Origin of the sequence: Meridianimarinicoccus roseus (assembly GCF_003172915.1) — a bacterium.
Taxonomy (GTDB): domain Bacteria; phylum Pseudomonadota; class Alphaproteobacteria; order Rhodobacterales; family Rhodobacteraceae; genus Meridianimarinicoccus; species Meridianimarinicoccus roseus.
In genome coordinates this window covers 159044-175956 of the sequence record NZ_QGKU01000033.1, presented here as the reverse complement: position 1 = coordinate 175956, position 16913 = coordinate 159044, and the positions used below count along the sequence as shown (strand labels likewise).

The 16913-nt window shown below is 64.7% G+C and carries 16 protein-coding genes; 13 read left to right on the top strand and 3 right to left on the bottom strand.

From position 1 onward, the window contains the following. Window position 1: 1 nt before the first annotated feature. Together DKT77_RS10955 and DKT77_RS10950 are read right to left on the bottom strand one after the other, a co-directional pair. Window positions 2-754 carry an SDR family NAD(P)-dependent oxidoreductase gene (locus tag DKT77_RS10955; RefSeq protein ID WP_109811737.1) on the bottom strand — a complete coding sequence of 251 codons (753 nt, stop codon included), beginning with the start codon at window positions 752-754 and terminating at the stop codon, window positions 2-4. Between the two features lie 81 nt (window positions 755-835). Then, window positions 836-1525 carry a hypothetical protein gene (locus DKT77_RS10950; protein WP_109811736.1) on the bottom strand — a complete coding sequence of 230 codons (690 nt, stop codon included), beginning with the start codon at window positions 1523-1525 and terminating at the stop codon, window positions 836-838. Window positions 1526-1961: 436 nt separating this feature from the next. Between DKT77_RS10950 and DKT77_RS10945 the strand changes: the two genes are divergently transcribed. The 10 genes from DKT77_RS10945 (at window position 1962) to DKT77_RS10905 (ending at window position 12680) form a co-directional block, all read left to right on the top strand. Further along, complete coding sequence (locus DKT77_RS10945) at window positions 1962-3272, top strand: AAA family ATPase (protein ID WP_109811735.1); 1311 nt, start codon at window positions 1962-1964, stop codon at window positions 3270-3272. Then, window positions 3269-4360, top strand: coding sequence for a ParB/RepB/Spo0J family partition protein (locus tag DKT77_RS10940; RefSeq protein WP_109811734.1), 1092 nt, complete (start codon window positions 3269-3271; stop codon window positions 4358-4360). Before DKT77_RS10945 ends, DKT77_RS10940 begins: the two co-directional genes overlap by 4 nt. A gap of 140 nt (window positions 4361-4500) precedes the next feature. Beyond that, window positions 4501-5529: a LacI family DNA-binding transcriptional regulator gene (locus DKT77_RS10935; protein ID WP_109811733.1), complete on the top strand. Its 1029-nt coding sequence runs from the start codon at window positions 4501-4503 to the stop codon at window positions 5527-5529. A gap of 36 nt (window positions 5530-5565) precedes the next feature. Then, a complete protein-coding gene (locus DKT77_RS10930; protein WP_109811732.1) occupies window positions 5566-6618 on the top strand; it encodes a sugar phosphate isomerase/epimerase family protein in 1053 nt (350 codons plus the stop codon). Between the two features lie 34 nt (window positions 6619-6652). Beyond that, window positions 6653-6784 (top strand): hypothetical protein, encoded by a 132-nt coding sequence (locus tag DKT77_RS21355; RefSeq protein ID WP_274520078.1) that lies wholly within the window; start codon window positions 6653-6655, stop codon window positions 6782-6784. Continuing rightward, window positions 6772-8061, top strand: coding sequence for an amidohydrolase family protein (locus DKT77_RS10925; protein WP_109811731.1), 1290 nt, complete (start codon window positions 6772-6774; stop codon window positions 8059-8061). Before DKT77_RS21355 ends, DKT77_RS10925 begins: the two co-directional genes overlap by 13 nt. Window positions 8062-8089: 28 nt before the next feature. Next, window positions 8090-9076, top strand: coding sequence for a BMP family protein (locus DKT77_RS10920; RefSeq protein ID WP_109811730.1), 987 nt, complete (start codon window positions 8090-8092; stop codon window positions 9074-9076). A gap of 97 nt (window positions 9077-9173) precedes the next feature. Beyond that, window positions 9174-10700, top strand: coding sequence for an ABC transporter ATP-binding protein (locus tag DKT77_RS10915; RefSeq protein WP_109811729.1), 1527 nt, complete (start codon window positions 9174-9176; stop codon window positions 10698-10700). Continuing rightward, the gene (locus DKT77_RS10910; protein ID WP_109811728.1) at window positions 10690-11739 is read left to right on the top strand and encodes an ABC transporter permease; all 1050 of its coding nucleotides are present in this window, start codon (window positions 10690-10692) and stop codon (window positions 11737-11739) included. The genes DKT77_RS10915 and DKT77_RS10910 overlap by 11 nt, the downstream gene beginning before the upstream one ends. After that, window positions 11736-12680: an ABC transporter permease gene (locus DKT77_RS10905; protein WP_109811727.1), complete on the top strand. Its 945-nt coding sequence runs from the start codon at window positions 11736-11738 to the stop codon at window positions 12678-12680. The genes DKT77_RS10910 and DKT77_RS10905 overlap by 4 nt, the downstream gene beginning before the upstream one ends. Before the next feature lie 3 nt (window positions 12681-12683). On the opposite strand, the gene DKT77_RS10900 is transcribed toward DKT77_RS10905, so the two are convergent. After that, on the bottom strand, window positions 12684-13589 hold the full coding sequence (locus DKT77_RS10900) for a LysR family transcriptional regulator (protein ID WP_109811726.1): 906 nt from the start codon (window positions 13587-13589) through the stop codon (window positions 12684-12686). A 153-nt stretch (window positions 13590-13742) separates the two neighbouring features. On the opposite strand from DKT77_RS10900, the gene DKT77_RS10895 reads away from it, so the two are divergent. The 3 genes from DKT77_RS10895 to DKT77_RS10885 are packed head-to-tail and all read left to right on the top strand — an operon-like array spanning window position 13743 to window position 16907. Continuing rightward, a complete protein-coding gene (locus tag DKT77_RS10895; protein WP_109811725.1) occupies window positions 13743-14867 on the top strand; it encodes a BMP family ABC transporter substrate-binding protein in 1125 nt (374 codons plus the stop codon). A 13-nt stretch (window positions 14868-14880) separates the two neighbouring features. Then, window positions 14881-15990, top strand: coding sequence for an ABC transporter permease (locus DKT77_RS10890; RefSeq protein WP_109811724.1), 1110 nt, complete (start codon window positions 14881-14883; stop codon window positions 15988-15990). Then, window positions 15987-16907: an ABC transporter permease gene (locus tag DKT77_RS10885; protein ID WP_109811723.1), complete on the top strand. Its 921-nt coding sequence runs from the start codon at window positions 15987-15989 to the stop codon at window positions 16905-16907. The genes DKT77_RS10890 and DKT77_RS10885 overlap by 4 nt, the downstream gene beginning before the upstream one ends. Window positions 16908-16913: the final 6 nt, after the last annotated feature.

Genomic DNA, 16913 nt, shown 5'->3' with positions numbered 1-16913 from the left:
CCTAGCAGGTATAGTTCAGCGCAAGACGACCGCCGTCCACATAGATCGTCTCGCCGGTGATGTAGGCAGCCCCCTCCCCCACGAGGAAAGCGACGGTTTCAGCCACGTCCTCGGCCCGACCGAGCCGCCCCAATGGCGTACGCGACATCACCTTCGCCATCGCCGCGGGATCCGCATTCACGCTTGCGACCATCGCCGTGTCGATGGACCCTGGACCGACGGCATTGACCCGGATCCCGTGGGGCGCCAGCGCCAAGGCGGCTGCCTTGGTCAGTTGCGCCATTCCCCCTTTGGACACGCAGTACGAGGCGATTGTCGGGATTGCGACCTGCGCGTTGATCGACGTCATGTTGACGATGGCACCGCGCACGCCGTCGCGCACCATCATGCGTCCCGCATGCTGCGTTGCAAGGAAGGCGCCGACGAGGTTCACGTCCAGGACCGTTCGGAAGTCTTCCAGTGTCATGTCGAGAAAATCGGCCGGGCGCACCATGCCCGCGTTGTTGACCAAAGCCACAAGTGTGCCGTCCTGCGCATCGATATCCTTGAACAGGGCGGCGATCTGCTCGGGGTCTGCCATGTCGCAGGTCACGGACCGTGCTCGATCACCAAGCGCCTGCGCTGCTGCTGTAGCTGCATCTGTATCGATATCGGCAAGCACCACGTCCATTCCCTGCCTGTGCAACACAGCGGCACATGCTTGGCCGATGCCATGAGCGGCGCCGGTAACAAGGGCGATCGGGGTTGTGGCCATTGTGTTTCCTTTCATCGCAGTTCTCATACGTTCGAAACTTTGTGAGCGTTATTGATAACTTTTGCACACCACTGCTGCAGCTTATGCCGGACGAACGATCACCCTGTGAACCTGTGGCGCGAAGGTTTGGACCGCGCGAGTGATCCGGGCCCCTGCATGAGTGTTGAGGTATTCGGCCTGGAACGCGGTTGGCGCTTCGAGTTCAAGGATGCCTTGGCTGAGAGCCCGGCGCTGGACGCTGGCCAACCAATTGGCGTGAAAGGCGGGGTCCGCGCGGTGCAGAAGCGCGAGAGCATGGTCCCATTCGGTGTCGCTTGGAGAAGCGGCTGCCGGAAAAGCAATGACAGTACGGTCCGGCTGGTCGGCCGGTTGAGCCGCACCCGCCAGTGTGGACAGTCTGGTTGTGAAGTCAGACCCCACATAGTCCCAGCAGGGGCGGGTATCTGACAGGATGCGGTCCCAGTCGATGGAATAGGCTGTCACCCTGCCCCGCGCCGCCGGCCGTTTCACGCATAACCAGCCGCATGCCTTCAATTTGGCCAGCTCCCGTTTCACTGTGCGTTCGTCGACTTGCCACAGGCGAGCGAGTTCCGTTCTACCCATCGTCAGTTCGTCGCGCTGCCAATTGTATCTGGCCGTGATCGCGGTCATGAACCGTAGGATAAGCCGTTGCTGGAATTTACTTCCCGCACATGCATGGACGCCGAGAGCCGTCAACACGTCGTACTTCTTGGAGGCAGAACCCTGCCTTAATGGTCGCGTGGCCAGCATTGGCCTGCTCCTGCTCTGCCTCTTGGGGCTGTTACCCCTGCGCCCTTGTTGCTTAGGACGCTTTTCCGATTGTTTCTGGATTTAACGTCCAAAACTTTGATGAGTCAATCCTCGATAGCGGAACAGGGCAGATCGATCCAGAAATGGAATTAAAAATTGGGTTCATTGGTAATGGGGGACACTCAGTTTGTCCCCCTTGTCGTCATTCCTGTCCCCCCTTTATGCCGAGGAGCAGGTATTTTGTCCCCTCTTTCGGCTATGCCACTCTATCTCGTGGCGGCATCAACGGAGATAACTGATTCGGCAGAAACTCGTGCCGACATAGGACTTTGCGGAAATATCGCATTCCGATGAAAGTAACGATATTCCCTTTTGCCTATTTTGTCTAATCGGCGTATTTCAGGAGAAGAGCAGAAATAACGTCTAGTGAGGCACGATGTACACCTATCAGGACTTGCAGGCGCTGCAGGCACAATCGCTGAAGCTTCAGGGTTGGATCCGCAGGCAGACCTATTCACCGGAACTGGAGAAGACACTGCGCCGGTTTTCCTCATGGGAGGTGTCGGAACTGATATTCAGGGTCAACCAGTCGACGTTCCGCGGGAGGCTGGCGGCGGATCCCAGCCTGCCTGCCGGCGAGGTTGAGGAGGATGGCCGTCAGCGTTGGTTCTCTCTTGAGGAGATCAACGAGTTGCGCCGTCGTATGAAGATTAACCGCAAGACGCTGCTTCCGCCCAGGCCACAGGGCAAGCGCGCAATCCGTGCTGCAATCGCCAACTTCAAGGGCGGGGCCGGCAAGTCTACGGTAGCGCTGCACTTCGCCCACGCTGCGGCGCTGGATGGCTACCGTGTTCTGTGTGTGGATTTCGATCCGCAAGCGACCCTGAGCCATTCCATGGGGCTGAGCGATGTGAGCGAGGATCACACCGTCTGGGGCATCATGGCGCGTGATCTTATCCGGGAGACGGACCGGATGAACAGTGCAGTAACCGGTGCTGCCAGTGGAACCGCCCTGCCCCAGAGGCGTCTGCCCGCGTCGGTTCGGGACATGGGTCTGGAGGATCTTCGCGTCGCGGATTTCATTCAGGCGACGAGCTGGCCGACCATCGATATCATTCCGTCTTGTGCCAATGCGGCCTTCGTTGAATTCGCGTCGGCGCAGTATCGGCACCTAAATCCTGATTGGTCCTTCTTCGCGGCGGTCGCTCGCTATCTCGACCAGATTCCCGACGACAGCTATGACTTGATCATTTTCGACTGTCCGCCTGCGATTGGCTATCAGTCAATGAACGCCGTCTTTGCGGCGGACGTACTCTATGTTCCGTCTGGTCCTGGCTACTGGGAGTATGACAGCACCACCAGTTTCATCGGCCAGTTGAGCGAGGCTTTGGAAGATCTGGACGCCGGGTTCAGCCAGGTGTCGTTCCCCGCGGGGAACGCCGGATCCCCAAAAGCGTTTCTGGATGTGCGCTTTCTTCTGACCCGTTTTGAACCTGGCAACGACCTGCATCGCGCGATGTATGATGCGTTCGGAAAGGTGTTCGGCGACCGCCTGGCGGAGCACCCGATCGAGCTGACACGTGCAGTGGAACAGTCCGGACGTTTCCTCAGTTCGGTCTATGAAATCGACTACCGCAACATGACTCGTGAGACCTGGCGGCGAGCGAGGGCAACATTCGACCGAGCCTATGGCGAGTTTCGCGAGACGTTGATCAAGGCGTGGGATGAGATGGAGGACAAGGCATGAGCCGCAAGCGCAGGATGTTCGACATCGAGATGCCCGAGGAGGCGGCAGCGCCTCAGCCCGAACCCATCACGGACGTGCGCAGGGGGCCGATGGCCAGCGCTGTGCGAGAAAATGCGGATTCATTGCGTGCACGTGCCGAGGCCGAGAAAGCAATCCGGGACGAGAACGACGCGCTTGCTCATGAATTCGTGCGGCTAAAGGGGCAGGGGCTTGTCATGCAGCGGGTTCCGCTGGACAGTATCCGCACGAGCAAGTTGACCCGCGACCGGCGGGAGGTTGATCCCGAGGGCCTGCAGGAACTGTGCGACAGTATCCGCGCGATCGGTTTGTCAAATCCGATCCAAGTCGAGCGGTCGGATGACGGGTTTGAGCTGGTGCAGGGCTTGCGGCGCTTGTCGGCCTATCGCCGTCTAGACGAGAGCACGCCCGGCGGCGGATATGCGGAGATCCCGGCTGTCGTGATGGAGCAGGGCGAAACCCTCGACACGCTGTATCGCCGGATGGTGGATGAGAACCTGATCCGGTCCGATGTCAGCTTCGCGGAGATGGCTGCGCTGGCGCAGGCGTATGCCGACGACGTGGAGACATCGGCGACCTCGCTGGACGAGGCTGTGCAGACGCTCTTCGGCTCGGCCGGCAAGCAGAAGCGCAGTTATATCCGCGCTTTTGCAAAGATGCTTGCGATGGTTGGCCCGCGACTGGAGCACCCTAACGCGATCCCGCGCGCGCTTGGCTTGAGCTTGCGCAAAAAGCTCGAGGACGAACCGGAAAGCTTGCATGAACTCGAGGCCCTTCTGATTGGAAACGGTGCGCGCACCGCGGAACAGGAGCTTGAGTTGCTGCGACAGTTCTGTGAAGCAGACGCCGAGTCTGAAAAGCGGTTCCCCGCGGGGAACCGTTCAACGCGCAAGCCAGCGACCGCGCGGCCCGCGCGGACAACGTTCCAAGTGCAAAGCGCGCTTGGTCCGATCAAGTGTACGGCTTCGCAAGGGCGGCTGGAGTTGCGCGGTGACGCTGACTTCTCGGCGTTGGAGCGCAAGAAGCTGGAAGATGCCGTCGCGCGCTTTCTTCAGGGGCTGGATGGCTAGATTTTATGTTATAGTATAACGATATGTGGGGATCCATGGCCCGGGCAAGTCGGCGCGGCAGCACGTCGGTCGATCACTGATTGACGTACCTCAACGAGGCGATCTAACCTTGCGCAAGAGGGAAGGGGGCGCTGTCCGCGATGGTACGACCCACTGTGCACGATATCGCGCGGCATGCCGGTGTGAGCCTCGCAACGGTGGACCGGGTCTTGAACGCGCGGCCGGGGGTGCGCAAGCAAACCGTTGCACGTGTCGAGGAAGCGATCCGCGCCATCGGCTATGTGCGTGACCAGGGCGCGGCCAACCTTGCCCGGCGCCGGGTTTACCGCTTCGCCTTTCTTCTGCCAGACGGCCAGAGCCGGTTCGTTGGAACCATCCTTTCCGCGCTGGAGGAGGCCCGCGAAAGCCAGTTGACCGACCGTGTGATGCTTGAGGTGTGTCATGTGCCGGTGCATGATCCCCATGCGCTTGCCGCCACGCTTGTCGCTCTTGGCGCGGGCAAGGTCGACGGGGTGGCAGTGATGGCGCCGGAAAGTCCGCAAGTGCGCGATGCGGTGGCCCGGCTTCGCCGCGGCGGTACCCCGGTCGTGGCGCTGGTCGCGGACCAACCGCAATCCGACCGCGATCATTTCGTCGGGATCGACAATGACGCGGCCGGGCGCACCGCAGCCCGGCTGATGGGCCGGTTCCTGCCCCCATCCGGAGGGCCGGTACTGGTGGTCGCAAGTTCGATCCGGGCGCGCGACAGCCTTGAACGTCGCTTCGGTTTCGACAGCCTGATCGGCACCGAGTTTCCTGCGGTGCACTGCCTTCCTACGCTAGAGGCCCATGACGACCCGCAGCGCATGGCGGCGATCCTGCAAAATGCCTTTGCGGCAAGGTCCGATATCGTCGGCGTCTATTCGCTGTCCACCGGCAATGGCGCCCTGATCGATGCGCTCCGCGAGAAGGGACGTCTGGCGCGACTCGTGGTCATCGCCCATGAACTGACGCCCCTCACGCGCGCCGCGCTTCTGGCTGGTGAATTGGATGCGATCATCACGCAGAACACCGGCCACCTGGTGCGTAGTGCTATCCGGGTCCTGCAGGCCCGCTGCGATGGGCGCGAAATCCTTGCATCGCAGGAACGCATCAGAATCGAGATCATCCTGCGCGAAAACCTGCCGTGACAAGGCCGGTGCGCAACCACTGAGGGAGGGAAAGACATGAAGACAATCAAGGGCCCCGGGCTGTTCCTGGCGCAATTCGCCGGGGATGACGCGCCGTTCAATTCCTGGCCTGCCATCACCCATTGGGCGGCAGAATGCGGCTATGCGGGCGTTCAGGTGCCGAGTTGGGATTCGCGCCTGTTCGATCTGGAGGCAGCGGCGCGATCCAAGGACTACTGCGACACCTTCAAGGGCCAGGCTGCCGAACATGGCATCACCGTCACCGAACTCAGCACCCATCTTCAGGGACAGCTGGTGGCCGTGCACCCGGCCTATGACATCGCCTTCGACGGGTTCGCGGCGCCATCGGTGCATGGAAATCCGGCGGCGCGGCAGGCCTGGGCGGTGGACCAGGTGAAAAAGGCGCTGAGCGCGTCGGCCAATCTCGGCCTGACCGCGATGGCGAGTTTCTCCGGGGCGCTGGCTTGGCCCTATGTCTACCCGTGGCCGCAGCGCCCGGCAGGTCTGGTCGAGGCGGCGTTCGACGAACTGGCGCGCCGCTGGCGCCCGCTGCTGGATCACGCCGAAGACTGCGGCGTCGACATCTGCTATGAAATCCACCCGGGCGAGGATTTGCACGACGGCATCAGCTTCGAGATGTTCTTGGAACGCGTGCAGGGCCACGCCCGTGCACGAATGCTGTACGACCCATCTCACTATGTCTTACAAGCTCTTGATTATATTGATAATATTGATATATATCACGAGCGGATCGGGATGTTTCACGTCAAGGACGCCGAGTTTAACCCAACTGGGCGGCAGGGTGTCTACGGCGGCTACCAGTCGTGGGTGAACCGCGCCGGACGGTTCCGCAGCCCCGGCGATGGGCAGGTCGATTTCGGCGCAGTCTTCTCCAAGCTGACCCAATACGGCTTCGACGGATGGGCCGTGGTCGAATGGGAATGCTGCATGAAGCACCCCGAGGACGGCGCGCGGGAGGGCGCTGCCTTCGTGAGGGATCACATCATCCGCGTGACCGAAAAGGCGTTCGATGATTTTGCCGGGGCCGGAACCGACGATGCGGCGAACCGGGCGATGCTGGGTCTCTAGTCTGGGGCGGTGCGGCGCAGAGATTGCTGCATTTATGTGCGCCGATGAAGAATCGGGCGCCCGCAAGATGGGGCAGGGTTGCAATACCGTGGCCGGGCGGATGATGCTGCACGTCGGAACCCCCGACAGCAGCGTGGAAGGGCAGGGACAGGCATGTTCGATCTGATCGTGGAAGGGGCGACGCTGCCGGACGGGCGGCGAAACATGGACATAGCGGTATCAGGCGGGCGCATTGCAGCGCTTGAACCCGGCGTTGCCGCCGAGGCGGGCACCCGCATCGCCGCTCATGGTCGGCTTGTCAGTCCCCCTTTCGTGGATCCGCACTTCCACATGGACGCGACACTGTCGCTTGGCATGCCTCGGATGAACCGGTCAGGCACCTTGCTGGAAGGCATCGGGCTTTGGGGCGAATTGAAGCCGATTCTGACTTTCGACGGGCTGGTCGATCGCGCCTTGCGATATTGCGACCTTGCCGCCTCGAAGGGGCTGCTTGCGATCCGCAGCCATGTCGACGTGTCCGACCCGCGCCTACTTACCGCCGAGGCGATGATCGCCGTTCGAGAACAGGTCCGCCCCTACATCGACTTGCAACTCGTGGCCTTTCCGCAGGATGGCTACCTGCGCAGCCCCGGCGCCGTGGAGCTTCTCGACCGTGCGCTCGACATGGGGCTGGACGTCGTGGGCGGCATCCCGCATTTCGAACGGACGATGGCAGACGGCGCGGCCTCGGTCGAAGCGCTGTGCCGGATCGCCGCAGACCGGGGCCTGCCGGTGGATCTGCATTGCGATGAAAGCGACGATCCCCATTCGCGCCATGTGGAAACGCTTGCGGCGCAGTCCCTGCGGTATGGGCTGCAGGGAAGGGTGGTCGGTTCGCACCTCACCTCCATGCACTCGATGGACAACTATTACGTGTCCAAGCTTATTCCGCTCATGGCGGAGGCTGACCTTCAGGTCGTCGCGAACCCCCTCATCAACATCACATTGCAGGGCCGCCATGACGTCTATCCCAAGCGGCGCGGCCAGACGCGTGTGCCGGAACTGATGGCGGCCGGGCTGAACGTCGCCTTCGGGCATGATTGCGTGATGGACCCGTGGTATTCGCTCGGGTCCGGCGACATGCTGGAAGTCGCATCGATGGGCCTTCATGTGGCGCAGATGACATCCCGTACCGCCATCGCACAGTGCTTCGACGCCGTCACGGTCAACGCCGCCCGTGCCATCGGGCTTGACGGTTACGGGATCGCGGTGGGCAATCGTGCCGACATGGTCATCCTGCAAGCCGCCGACCCGATCGAGGCGATCCGCCTGCGTGCCAACCGCCTCCATGTGATCCGCGCAGGCAAAGTGATCGCCGCAAGCCCGCCGCAGGTGGCCACCCTCGATCTGCCGGGGCGCCCGGCTTCGGTGGACCCAGCCGCCTATGCCCCCGCATCGCAATGACACAGCAGACCAACAGGAGAGACAGACCATGGCAACACTGATCCGGCCGACCCGCCGCACCATCCTGAAAGGCGCCGCTGCAAGCACCTTCGTGCTGGCTGCGCCGCCGGTGATCGGGCAGGCGACCTTCAAGGTGGCGGGGCTGCACGCCTCCCCGGTGGAGAACGCGTGGAATTCCCGCCTGCATGGCGCGATGGTCGAAGCTGCGTCGGACGGCGCGATCGAATACGTGTTCTCGGAAGGCATCGCCGCGACCGATTATGGTCGCGCGGCCCGTGAATACGCCGAAAGCGGCGTGGACCTGATCGTCGGAGAGGCCTATGCCGTTGAACGCGAAATCCGCCAGATCGCGGAGGACTATCCGCAGGTCGCCTTCCTGATGGGATCGAGCGGCCAACCCTCGGGCGACAATTTCGGCACGTTCGGCACATGGAACCACGAAGGGGCCTACCTTGCCGGTATGCTGGCCGGCCGGATGAGCGAGACCGGCAAGTTCGGGTCGGTCGGCGCCATCCCGATCCCCGAGGTGAACCTGCTGATCAACGGTTTCCGCGCCGGCGTGGATGCGGTGCGCCCCGATGCCGAACACCTGATCGGCTTCATCGGCACCTTCTTCGACCCGCCAAAGGCCCGCGAGGCGGGTCTGGCGCAGATCGACGCTGGGGCAGACATCCTGTTCGGTGAACGGATCGGTACGGCGGACGCCGCGAAGGAACGGGGCATCAAGGCGATCGGATCGCTGATCGACTACACACCGCGCTACCCTGAAACCGTCTTCGCCAACGCGATGTGGTACTTCCGCCCATTGCTGGATGCAGCGGTCGCGGACAAGCAGGCGGGTGGCCCGAATGCGCGCGACTACACGCCCTACTGCCTGATGAAGGAGGGCGGCAACGACATCCTCTATACCGAAAGCATGGTGCCCGCCGACGCCATCCCCGCGATGGAAGAAGCGCGCGCGGCGATCAAGGCCGGTACGCTGGAAGTGCCGGTGGACATGTCCGAACCGACCTGACCTGACCTGTCCGGTGCGCCCGTGGCCGCTGCCGGGCGGTGGCGCGGGCGTACTCCGACTCGAACGACGGGATGACCGATTTGAGCACAGCGCGCGCATGAGCGGCGATTCGATCCTTCGTCTGGACGGAATCACGAAGCGGTTTGGGGCGATCACCGCGAACGAGGACGTGAGCATCGATCTTGCCCGTGGCGAGGTTCTTGCCCTTCTGGGTGAGAACGGCGCTGGCAAGACCACGCTGATGAACATCCTGTTCGGTCACTACATGCCCGACGAGGGCAGTGTGACGGTGGATGGACGGGCGCTGCGACTTGGCGTGCCGCGCGATGCCATCGCCGCCGGGGTCGGCATGGTGCACCAGCATTTCACGCTGGCACCCAACCTGACCGTGCTCGAGAACGTGATGACCGGCACAGAATCCCTGCTCGCGCCCCGCTCCGCCAAGGGTCGGGCGCGGCAGCGGCTTGCGGCGCTGGCGGAGAGGTTCGGGCTGGCTGTGGATCCGGATGCCCATGTCAGCGCGCTGTCGGTGGGCCAGCAGCAGCGGGTCGAAATTCTCAAGGCGCTCTACAACGACGCCCGCATCCTTATCCTCGACGAACCGACGGCGGTTCTGACCCGCCCCGAGGCGGAACGGCTGTTCGAAACGCTGCGCGACATGGCGCGGCAGGGGCTGTCAATCATCTTCATCTCGCACAAGCTGCACGAGGTCATGGCCGGGGCCGACCGCGTCGTCGTGCTGCGCGCAGGGCGGGTGACCGCCGAGCGCCGGACCGGCGCCACCACCCAGGCCGAGCTAGCGGAACTGATGGTCGGTCGCCGGGTGGAACGCCCCGTCCGGCAGCCTACCCAGCCCGGACCGCTGGTGATCGAGGCGCGGGGCGTCGATGTGCCGATGCCGGGCGGCACGCCGCTTCGGGGGGCCGACTTCACCCTGCGCGGGTCCGAGATCCTGGGAATCATCGGTGTCTCCGGCAACGGTCAGACCACCCTCGCGCACCTGCTGTCCGGCCTCGCGACCCCGTCCGCCGGGCAGATCAGAATCCTCGGACAGGACGCGCGTGGCTTGACAGCGCGGACCATGGCGGCGATGGGCGTCGGCCGCATCCCCGAGGATCGCAACACCGAAGGCGCGGTCGGAAGCTTCCCGATTTGGCAGAACGCCGTGCTTGAACGGCTGTCGGATCCGCGCTTCGCACGTCTGGGCATTGTCAGGCGCGGGGCCGCGCGGCGCTTCGCCTCCGACATCGCCGCGCGGTTCGATCTGCGGGGCGGCGGCCCCGACACCGAGACGCGGCAACTCTCCGGGGGTAACATGCAGAAACTGATCCTCGGGCGGAACCTTGTTGACGCGCCCCGCGTGCTGGTCGCCGCGCAGCCGACCCGCGGGCTGGACGAGGGCGCCATCGCCGCAGTCCATGCCGAACTGCTGGCCGCCGCGCGGGGTGGGACCGGCGTCGTGCTGATCTCGGAGGATCTTGACGAGGTGATCGCGCTCGCGGACCGTGCGCAGGCCATTGTCAACGGACGGCTGTCACCGCCCGTGGATGCCGCGCATCTGGACGCACGGCGTCTGGGCCTGATGATGGCAGGCGTCTGGGAGGGGCTGGCCGATGCGGTTTGAACGGCGCGCGCGAACCTCACCACTGCTCGGGCTGGCGGCGCCGCTTGTCGCCGTTGCCGTGGCGCTGACGATTGCGGGTGGGCTGATCGCGCTGTCCGGCGCACCGGTGCTGGAAGCCTATGCGCGCATCGCTGCCGGGGCATTCGGCTCGCGGCTGGCGATCACGGAAACGCTGACCCGCGCCACGCCGCTGATCCTGACCGGGCTTGCTGCTGCCGTTGCGTTCCGCGCGCAGGTCTGGAACATCGGTGCCGAGGGGCAGCTCTATGCCGGGGCGCTGGCGGTTGCCGCGCTTGGCGCTGCCAACCCGCTGGGCCTGCCCCCCGCAGCACTGATCGCAGCCTTGATGCTCTCGGGCGCGCTGGCCGGGATGATGCTACTGGTTATCCCGGTTGTGCTTCGCCTGCGCTTCGGGGTGGACGAGGTGGTCACCACGCTGCTGGGCAACTTCATCGTACTCCTGTTCGTCTCTCTTGCGGTGGAGGGGTTCCTGAAGGACCCGTTGGCCTTCGGCTGGCCGCAATCCGTGCCTGTGGTCGAAGAGGCCGCGCTGCCCCGCATCGTCGAACGCTCGCGCCTGCATCTCGGGTTGGCCATCGCGTGTGCGCTGGCCGGTTTGGTGTTCCTGATCGGGCGCCATACCGTCTTCGGTATGCAATCGCGCGCGGCGGGCCTGAACCCGGCGGCCGCGCGTTTTGCCGGGGTGCCGATCCCCGGCACCCTGATCCGTGTCGCTTGCCTGTCGGGCGGCCTGGCGGGCCTTGCCGGCGCGGTCGAGGTACTGGGCGTGAAGGGCTATGTCACCACCGATCTGTCGCCGGGCTTCGGTTATTCCGGCATCGTCGTGGCTATGCTGGCCGGGCTGAACCCGCTGGGTGTGGTGCTGGCGGCGGTCTTCGTCGCGGCGATGTTCGTGGGCGCGGACGGCATGTCCCGCACGCTGGACGTGCCCAGCTTCATCGCCGATGTCACTGTCGCTCTGTCACTGCTCACGATGCTCGTAGCGCTGTTCTTCACCGCCTACCGGGTGCGCCGATGACCGATCTGATCGACATCCTGTTCACCGTCGGGTTGTGGTCGTCGGTACTGCGCATCGCCACTCCGCTGATCTTCGGCACCCTCGGCGCGCTGCTTTGCGAGCGGGCAGGGGTGCTTAACCTCGGGATCGAGGGCATCATGACCTTCGGCGCGATGGCGGGCTGGCTTGCGGTGTTCATGGGCGCGGATCTTTGGACCGGGATGCTGGTGGCGGCGGGGACCGGCGCTGCCTTCGGGCTGGTGCACGCCGCGCTGACGGTGACGCTTGGCCTGTCGCAGCACGTCACCGGCCTCGGGATCACGCTGCTCGCCTCCTCGCTGTCCTACTACATCTTCCGTCTCGCGGTCGAAGTGCAGGGCACGCCTCCCACGGTGGAACCGTTCGCGCCCCTCGTGATCCCCGGATTATCGGGCCTGCCGCTGATCGGCCCGGCGCTCTTTTCCCAGACCGCGCCGACCTACCTTGCGATCGCGCTGGCGGGTGTTCTGGCCTATGTGCTGTTCCGCACGCCGCTGGGGCTTGCGGTGCGCATGACCGGCGAGAACCCGCATGCCGCCGAGGCGCAGGGCTTGAACCCTATCCGCATCCGCTACGGCGCCGTGATTGTCGGATCGGCGCTGATGGCGATGGGCGGTGCGTTCCTGACGCTGGCGGCATTCAACAGCTTCTTCCCCACGATGGTGCAGGGGCGCGGTTGGGTGTGCATCGCGCTGGTAGTGTTCTCCACATGGCGACCGGGGCGAGCGCTGTTCGGCGCGCTGCTGTTCGCAATGTTCGACGCTTACCAGCTCCGTTTGCAGACCGTGTTCGGCAGCGCCGTGCCCTATCAGCTGTTCCTGATGATGCCCTATATCCTGTCCATCGTCGCTCTGGTGGTGATGTCGCGCCGGGCGCGGGTGCCGCAGGCGCTGATGAAACCCTACCGGCGCGGCGAACGCTGAGGATCAGTCCTCCAGCAGGGACCGTTCCAGTTGCGCTGCGAACTTGGCCGCCGCGACCGGAAGCGTACGCCCGCGCAACTGGCACAGGTACAACAACCCTGCGGGTACGTCGCGCGGATCGAGCGGACGGCTGACGATCCCGTCCGCCGTGGTGTCGCGGTCACCGGACGGAAGGCCGGACGGGATCTGGAAGGTGACCAGCGCCTCGCGCGCCGGGTAATTGCGCAGGAACTCGAAACTGTCGGACTGCACGACCACCGAAAGTTCCACCGTGGACCGCTGCAAGGCAAGGTCGATGAGGTGCCGCACGCCGTAGGGCGTGGTCGGCAGGCCGATTGGCACCCCCGCAAGGTCGCGCAGACGCAGCGTGTCGCGCGCAGCCAGCGGATGATCGGCGGGCAGCACAGCGCAGACCGTCTGCGGCACGCTGGCCAGCACCTGTACCTCGCTCAGGCGGACGGGTTCGAACACCACGGCGATGTCGGCTGAATGATCGACCAGCGCCTGTTCGGCAGCAGCGCGGTCCCGCAGATGCACGCCGAAGGTCACCGCAGGGTGGCTGGCACGATACCGCGCGATCTGTTCGGGCAGAACATAGGGCAGCAGCGCTTGGCTGCAGGCCACGGATACGTGCCCGCGCCGTTCCCCGGCCAGATCGGCGATCTGGCTCTTCAGCTTCTCAACATCCGACACCTGAGTGCGGATATGCTGGATCAGCAGCTCGCCCGCGGTGGACAGGCGCACCCCGCGCGGCAGCCGTTCGAACACCGGCGCGCCCAATTCTTCCTCAAGCGCGAGCACGCGACGGTTCAGCGCCGTCGAGGTGATCGACAGTTGTTCCGCCGCCTTGCGGATCGACCCCGCGCGCGCGATCGCGTCGATGTAGCCCAGTGGGGTGAGGTGGCGCATCCGGCCCTGACTGCTGCAAGAAATGCATCGCTTCGGTGCAAACATAGCAGACGACCTGCGCGGAACAAGATTCCATAGTTGCCCTATCCAAGACGGCCTGCGGTGGACTTCCCCCTGCCGCAGGCCCGTTCAGCCTTCAGGAGGTTCCCACCCATGCCCACCCATCCTTTTTCCCGGCGCGGTTTTCTGCGGTCGGGTGCTGCCCTTGCCGGTGCCGCCGCCGTCGCGCCGCTGTCGGCGCTGCCCGTGAGTGCTGCGGGCGATCTGACGGTCGGGTTCATCTATGTCGGCCCCAAGGACGATTTCGGATATAATCAGGCCCACGCCGAAGGGGCTGCAGCCGTGAAGGCGATGGCGGGCGTGACCGTCGTGGAAGAGGAGAACGTCGCCGAAACCACCGATGTGCAGAAGTCGATGGAATCGATGATCAACTTCGATGGCGCGACGCTACTGTTCCCGACATCGTTCGGCTATTTCGACCCCCATATCCTGGAGGTCGCGCCGAAATATCCCGACCTGCGGTTCGAACATTGCGGCGGGCTCTGGTCGGCGGACAAGCACCCGTCCAACGTTGGAAGCTATTTCGGATACATCGGGATGGGTCAGTACCTGAACGGCATCGCCGCAGGGCACGCCACCAAGACCAAGAAGATCGGCTTCGTCGCCGCAAAGCCGATCCCGCAGGTGCTGCTGAACATCAACTCTTTCCTGCTGGGCGCGCGGGCCGTCGATCCGTCCATCACATGCCAGGTCATCTTCACGGGCGAATGGTCGATGGCCGTGCGAGAGGCCGAGGCGACAAACGCGCTGGCAGACGGCGGCGCGGATGTCATCACCTGCCACGTGGACGGACCGAAGGTCGTGATGGAAACCGCCGCGTCGCGTGGCTGCTTCCTGTGCGGCTATCACGCCGACCAGTCGCCGCTGGCACCCGACATGTATCTGACCGGGGCGGAATGGAACTGGGCACAGGTTTATACCGACATGGTCACGACCACAATGAACGGCGGGTCGATCGACAATTTCGTGCGCGGCGGTCTGGCCGAGGGATTCATCAAGATGTCGCCGCTGGGTCCGGCCGTGTCCGACGCCGCACGCGCCCAGTTCGAGGCCACGAAGGCCGAGATCATGAAGGGCGGTTTCGCCGTCATCAAGGGGCCGCTCAAGGACAACGCGGGCAATGTCATCGCCACCGAGGGGCAGGCCTTCGCGGAAACCGACGTGGCGCTGGAAAGCATGGGATACCTCGTCGAAGGCGTGATCGGGTCGACCTCCTGACGCGGCGCCGGGCATGACCGATCACGGGATCTCCGGCCCCGCCACCGGGGCGCCGCTTCGGGCCATGCTTGCCCGCGTGGCGCGCCGGGCCGAGGCGGTTGTGCTGCCGTTGGCGGCGCTGATGGCCGGGTTCGCCGTGTTCAGCCTGTTCCTGCTCATGCAGGGCAAATCGCCGGCGGAGTTCTTTTCGCTGGTCTACAAGGCCGGGTTCGGAACGGCATTCTCGTGGCAGAATACCCTGTCGCGCACAGCGCCATTGTTGTTTGCAGCGCTTTGTGTCGCCCTTCCGGCCCGGCTCGGTCTTGTCGTCATCGGCGGGGAGGGGGCTATCGTCCTTGGCGGGCTGGCCGCCGGGGCACTTGGCGTCTCTCTGGCCGGTGCACCTGCCGCTGTCGCGCTGCCGCTGATGGCATTGGCGGCTTGCGTCGTGGGCGGGCTGTGGATCGGATCAGTCGGCGCGCTGCGATACCTGCGCGGGGTGAACGAAACGATCGCCAGTCTGCTGCTGGCCTATATCGCCATCGCGCTGATGAACCACCTCGTCGAAGGTCCGCTGCGCGATCCGGCCAGCCTCAACAAGCCGTCCACCGCCCCGCTTGCCGATGCGCTTCGGGTCGGTGACATGCCGGGCTGGGATGTCCATTGGGGGCTGCTGGCCGGCATTGCGGGCTGCGTGCTGGCCTGGGCACTGATCGATCGCACGACATGGGGCTTCGCGGCGCGCATCGCGGGCGGCAACGTGCGCGCGGCGCAGGTGCAGGGCCTGCCTGTGGGGCGGCTGATCCTCGGGTTCACCGCGCTTGGCGGTGCCTTCGCCGGACTGGCTGGTTTCTTCGAGGTCGCGGCGGTGCACGGGTCGGCCAACGCCTCGCTTGCCTCGGGCTACGGCTATACCGGGATCCTCATAGCGTTTCTCGCACGGCACAACCCGCTGGCCATCATTCCCGTTGCGATCCTGCTGGCGGGGTTCGAGGCGTCTTCCGGCCTCGTGCAGCGCCGCATGGACTTGCCCGACGCCACAACGCTGGTTCTGCAGGGCTTTGTCTTCGTGGCCATCCTGATCAGTGAAACCTTATACGGGCGGTTGCGGATCTTCGCCCCCGAACGCTGGAGCACGCGATGACCGATCTTGGGATCTGGGCGGTGCCGCTGGCGATCCTTGCCGGCGCGATCCGCGTCTCGACGCCCTTCCTGTTCGTCAGCCTCGGCGAAGTGCTGACCGAGCGGTCTGGACGCATCAACCTCGGGCTCGAAGGCACGCTCGTGTTTGGCGCGATGTCCGGCTACGCGGTCGCCTACCTGACCGGGTCGCCATGGGCAGGGGTACTGGCGGCAGCGGTCGCCGGAGCGCTGTTCGGCCTTGTGCACGGGCTTATATGTTCGCTGCCGCGGGTCAACGACATCGCTATCGGTATCGCGATGATGATCCTCGGCATGGGGCTTGCGTTCTATTTTGGCAAGCCCTTCGTGCAACCCGTCGCGCCGGATCTGCCGGCGATCCCGCTGGGCTGGTGGTCTGACCTGCCGCAGGTGCAGGCCGCCCTGCAGGTCAACGTGCTATTCCTGATCGGCGCTGCCGCGGCCTTCGCCATGTGGTGGATGTTCCGCGCCACCCGCGTCGGGTTGATCATCCGTGTCGTTGGAGACAGCACCGATGCGGCCCGCGCGATGGGGTTGCGTCCCGCGCTGATCCGCACGCTGGCCACGGCGGCCGGCGGCGCCTTCGCCGGGGTCGGCGGCGCTTACCTGTCGCTCTACTATCCCGGCAGCTGGAACGAAGGCATCTCGTCGGGGCAGGGGTTGATGGCGGTCGCGCTCGTGATCTTCGCGCGCTGGAATCCGGTCGCCTGCTTCGGCGCGGCACTGCTGTTCGGCGGGGCCGGGGCGCTTGGCCCGGCGCTGCAATCGGTCGGCGTGTCGGAAGGCTACTACCTCTATTACGCCGCGCCCTACGTGCTGACGCTCGGCGTGCTGATCGCCACTTCGTCGCCGCACCGCGCCATGACCGGGGCGCCGGGCGAACTGTCCATCACCAAGTAAGGAGAA

Bases quoted from the DNA above. Each gene is read 5' to 3' on its own strand.
- DKT77_RS21355 (WP_274520078.1), top strand. From the start codon at position 6,653: ATGTGCGCCGATGAAGAATCGGGCGCCCGCAAGATGGGGCAGGGTTGC.
- DKT77_RS10890 (WP_109811724.1), top strand. From the start codon at position 14,881: ATGACCGATCACGGGATCTCCGGCCCCGCCACCGGGGCGCCGCTTCGG.
- DKT77_RS10895 (WP_109811725.1), top strand. From the start codon at position 13,743: ATGCCCACCCATCCTTTTTCCCGGCGCGGTTTTCTGCGGTCGGGTGCT.
- DKT77_RS10900 (WP_109811726.1), bottom strand. From the start codon at position 13,589: ATGCGCCACCTCACCCCACTGGGCTACATCGACGCGATCGCGCGCGCG.
- DKT77_RS10925 (WP_109811731.1), top strand. From the start codon at position 6,772: ATGTTCGATCTGATCGTGGAAGGGGCGACGCTGCCGGACGGGCGGCGA.
- DKT77_RS10955 (WP_109811737.1), bottom strand. From the start codon at position 754: ATGGCCACAACCCCGATCGCCCTTGTTACCGGCGCCGCTCATGGCATC.
- DKT77_RS10950 (WP_109811736.1), bottom strand. From the start codon at position 1,525: ATGCTGGCCACGCGACCATTAAGGCAGGGTTCTGCCTCCAAGAAGTAC.
- DKT77_RS10930 (WP_109811732.1), top strand. From the start codon at position 5,566: ATGAAGACAATCAAGGGCCCCGGGCTGTTCCTGGCGCAATTCGCCGGG.
- DKT77_RS10915 (WP_109811729.1), top strand. From the start codon at position 9,174: ATGAGCGGCGATTCGATCCTTCGTCTGGACGGAATCACGAAGCGGTTT.
- DKT77_RS10920 (WP_109811730.1), top strand. From the start codon at position 8,090: ATGGCAACACTGATCCGGCCGACCCGCCGCACCATCCTGAAAGGCGCC.
- DKT77_RS10935 (WP_109811733.1), top strand. From the start codon at position 4,501: ATGGTACGACCCACTGTGCACGATATCGCGCGGCATGCCGGTGTGAGC.
- DKT77_RS10940 (WP_109811734.1), top strand. From the start codon at position 3,269: ATGAGCCGCAAGCGCAGGATGTTCGACATCGAGATGCCCGAGGAGGCG.
- DKT77_RS10905 (WP_109811727.1), top strand. From the start codon at position 11,736: ATGACCGATCTGATCGACATCCTGTTCACCGTCGGGTTGTGGTCGTCG.
- DKT77_RS10945 (WP_109811735.1), top strand. From the start codon at position 1,962: ATGTACACCTATCAGGACTTGCAGGCGCTGCAGGCACAATCGCTGAAG.
- DKT77_RS10885 (WP_109811723.1), top strand. From the start codon at position 15,987: ATGACCGATCTTGGGATCTGGGCGGTGCCGCTGGCGATCCTTGCCGGC.
- DKT77_RS10910 (WP_109811728.1), top strand. From the start codon at position 10,690: ATGCGGTTTGAACGGCGCGCGCGAACCTCACCACTGCTCGGGCTGGCG.